Below are 3,462 nucleotides of genomic sequence, written 5' to 3' on the forward strand. Positions count from 1 at the left end.
TGGATGGGGAAGGTTCGCAACTGGATAGAAACACGGTTCAGCGTGATGGTGCGGTCTTTGGGGCTTCACAGGATAGAAGCGCGGTCCTACTGGGGTCTGGTGGCCCGGGTCAACCTCATCCTGCTCGTTCACAACCTCATACGTAGCCGGGTGCTTCTCAGGATGGCTGGGGTGGAGCTATGAGGTAGCACACGAAGGGATTTTACTAGTGCGTGAAATCCATCTCCTCCCGAAGCGCCACGAAACGCACCTCCACCCCAGGCCAGGCCTGACCGAGAAGCCATAGGTCCCTCGGGTCCACCAGCGCGGGCTTGGCGTAACCCCCCAGGCTTCCCTTGTCCGCGAGGAGCACCAGGGGGCGCCCCGAAGGGGGCACCTGCACGCCTCCCAAAGGGGTAGCCTCCGAAAGGCCCTCTCCCCCCGGCACCTCTCCCCCGGCGAGCTCCACCCCCATCCGGTCCGCCCGCGCCACGCGGAAGGACCTCGAGGCCAAAGCCCTCCAGGCCTCCTCCGCGTACTGCGGCCCCGGCCGCAGGCGCACCCTAAAGACCTCCGGCAACGGCCGCATGGCGAAGGCCCTCCCGGGACGGACAGGGCTTTCCACCCCAAGCCCCAGCACGTCACCCGCCCGCAAGGGGCGGCCGATCCTCCCCCTGAGGTCCGGCGAGGCCGAGCCGAAGAAGGGCCGGGCCTCGAGCCCCCCCGCCACCGCCAGATACCCCCGCACCCCCCGCCCCTGGGGCCGGAAGCGAAGGGTCCTCCCTTCCCGCCAGAGGAAGCTACGCCCTGGAGGGATCTCCTCCCCCTCAAGGAAAACCGCGAGACCGTACCCGGCGAAGGCGGCCACCAAGGGCCTCAGGGCGGTGAGCGCGGGGCCCTTGTAGGCGATCTCCAAAAGCGGCGCCCCCTCCGGGTTACCCACCAGGCGGTTGGCCACCCGGGCGGAGTACGGGTCCAGGGGCCCCGAGCGGGCGAGGCCCAGATGCCCCGCGAGGAAGCGCCCCCCGTCCACCACCAGGTCTAAAAGCCCCGGCTCCTCCACCCGGAGGGCGGGAAGCTTGGGGGCCTCGGGGAGGAGGTCCAGGGGCGGGGGTTCGGGCGGAGGGGTTCCCTCGGCCTCGAGGAACCGCACCCGGTCCCCCGGCCTGAGGAGAAAGGGCTCTTGGCGGTGGGGGTCGTAGACCGCCACCAGGCTCGTCCCGAGGAGGTTCCACCCCCCGGGGGAAGGCAGGGGGTAGATGCCCGTCTGCGGCCCGGCCACGGCCACGCTGTGGGCCGGGACCCGGGGCCTCGGGTGGGCCTTGCGGGGCAGGCGCAAGGGAGGCTCCACGGGGGCCATAAAGGGAAAGCCCGGGGTGAAGCCCAGGGCGTAGACCCGGTAAAGGGGCTTTTGGTGGAGGGCCTTCACCGCTTCCACGGCGAGCCCCGTCCTCTGGGCCACCTCCAGGAGGTCTTCCCCGTCGTAGCGCACGGGGATCTCCACCACCCTCTCCCCTTCCCCGCCCTCCTGAGGAAGGCCATGCAGGAGGCGGAGTAGGCGGGCTCTGGAAATTTTTTTTGGGTCAAATTCCAGGTAGAGCGTGCCGTAGGCGGGCACCGCCTCCCGCAGGCCTTCGGGGGGGCTTCGGAGGAGGGCCTTGGCCAGGGCCAGGGCCCGGCGGTTGGCCTCCTCGGAAAGCCCCTCTCCGAAGCGCAGGTAAAGGCTTTCCCCCACGCCCTTACTCTACCGCCCCCGGCATGGTCCGCCCCTTGAGCTCCCGGTCGGGCAGGGGCAGGAGAAAGAGGAGGGCCATGAGGGTAAAGGCGGCGCTGTAGAGGAAGATCCTGCGCAAGGCCTCGGTGATCCCTAGGGCCAGGGCCTCCTTCAGGCGGGCCTTGACGGCCTCCAGCTCGGCCACCGCCTGGCGGGGCACCTCCTCCAGGGCCCGGGCCTGGGCCTCGGCCAGGGCGGCCTCGAGGGACCGCGCCGCCTGGCCCTCGGCTTGCCTAAGGGCCTTTTCCACCTGGGCGAGGAGCTTTGGGCGCAGGGCGGGAGGAGGGGGGTTTTGCAGGAGGGCCTTGAGCCTCGAGTCCACCAGGGGGGAAGCGAGGAGGGCCTCCCGGGCCCCCCGGTCCCCGTCCCAAGCCCGGGCCAGGAGGAGAAGGGTGCCCTGGACCAGGCCGCCTTGGGGGATGCGCCTTTTCAGCTCCTCGGGAACCTGGGGGTCCGCCTGGAGAGCCCGGTAAGCGGCCTCGTCTCCCCGAAGGGCCTTCAGGGCGAGCTCCTTGAGCCGGGCGAAGCGGGCGGGAAGGCCCCCTGGGGTGAGCTCTTTCCGGAAGGACTCGGGGACCGCGGGGTCTTCCTGAAGGGCCCGGTAGGCGGCCTCATCCCCCCGCAGGGCCCGCACCAGGAGGTCTTCCAGGCGGGCGAACTCCCGGTCCAGGTCCAAGGCCATCCCCTCCCCCGCCCGCGTCACGGCCGGGGCGGAGGCGCCGCCGGGAAAGGCCTGGGACAGGTGGGCGCTCAGGCTTCCCGCCAGCACCGTGCCCAGCAGGGCGATGCCCATGGTGGAGCCGATCTGCCGCATGAACTGCACCGCGCTGGTGGCGCTCCCGATGCGGGCCATGGGGACGTCGTTCTGGGCGGCGATGTTGAGGAGGCTCTGGGCGGGCCCAAGGCCCAGGCCCACCAGGAAGAAGAGGAGGACCGCAAGCCAAAGGGGCGTGTCCACGCGGAGGACGAAGTGGAAGGCGAGGAAAAGGGCAAGGAGGAAGAGGGCGCTTCCCAGGAGAAGGGCCTTGTAGCGGCCGAGCCGGGCGGCCGCCTGCCCCGCCCCCACGCTCCCCAGCACCACCCCAAGGGTGAGGGGGAGCACCGTGACCCCGCTTTGGCTCGCCGAAACCCCCTTCACTACCTGGAGGTAGAGGGGAAGGAAGGCCACGGTCCCCAAGAAGGCGGGGCCGTAGAAGAAGGAGGCCAGGGCGGCGTAGGTGAAGGTGGGGATCCGGAAGACGGAGAGGTCAAAGAGGGGGTGCTCCACCCGGAGCTCGGCCCACACCCAGAGGAAAAGGCCCAGGGCCGCCAGGGCGAAGAGGCCCAGGATCTTTGGGCTTCCCCAGGGGTAGGTGCTGCCGCCCCAGGAGAAGGCGAGCATGAGGGGGACCGCCCAGCCCGCCAAAAGAAGGGCCCCCAAGAAGTCAAAGCGCTCCCGGTGCTCCGGGGAAAGCCTCGGCATGTAGCGGAGAATGAACCACAGGGCCACCGCCCCCACGGGCATGTTGATGTAAAAGACCCAGCGCCAGGAGAGGTGGTCCGTGAGGAGGCCGCCAAGCCAGGGTCCCACCGCCGAGGAGAGGCCGAACATGGCCCCGAAGACCCCGGCGAGCCTTCCCCGCTCCCTGGGGGGGAAGAGCACGGCGATGGTGGTGAGAGCCAGGGCGAAGAGGGCCCCACCCCCGAGGCCTTGGAGCCCCCGGAAGAGG

At 70.4% G+C, this 3,462-nt stretch carries 2 protein-coding genes and 1 pseudogene; 1 reads left to right on the top strand and 2 read right to left on the bottom strand.

The features are described 5' to 3' along the window. Positions 1–183: pseudogene (locus tag AC01Y6_RS09905) on the top strand (transposase); the annotation flags it as partial. 22 nt (positions 184–205) lie between these two features. Here AC01Y6_RS09905 and pxpB read toward each other — a convergent pair. Both pxpB and AC01Y6_RS09915 read right to left on the bottom strand, forming a co-directional pair. Further along, on the bottom strand, positions 206–1,714 hold the full coding sequence (pxpB, locus tag AC01Y6_RS09910; protein ID WP_476671355.1) for a 5-oxoprolinase subunit PxpB: 1,509 nt from the start codon (positions 1,712–1,714) through the stop codon (positions 206–208). A gap of 4 nt (positions 1,715–1,718) precedes the next feature. After that, the coding region (locus AC01Y6_RS09915; RefSeq protein ID WP_476671356.1) for an MFS transporter at positions 1,719–3,462 on the bottom strand (1,744 nt) is incomplete at its 5' end.

Source organism: Thermus sp., assembly GCF_056332225.1.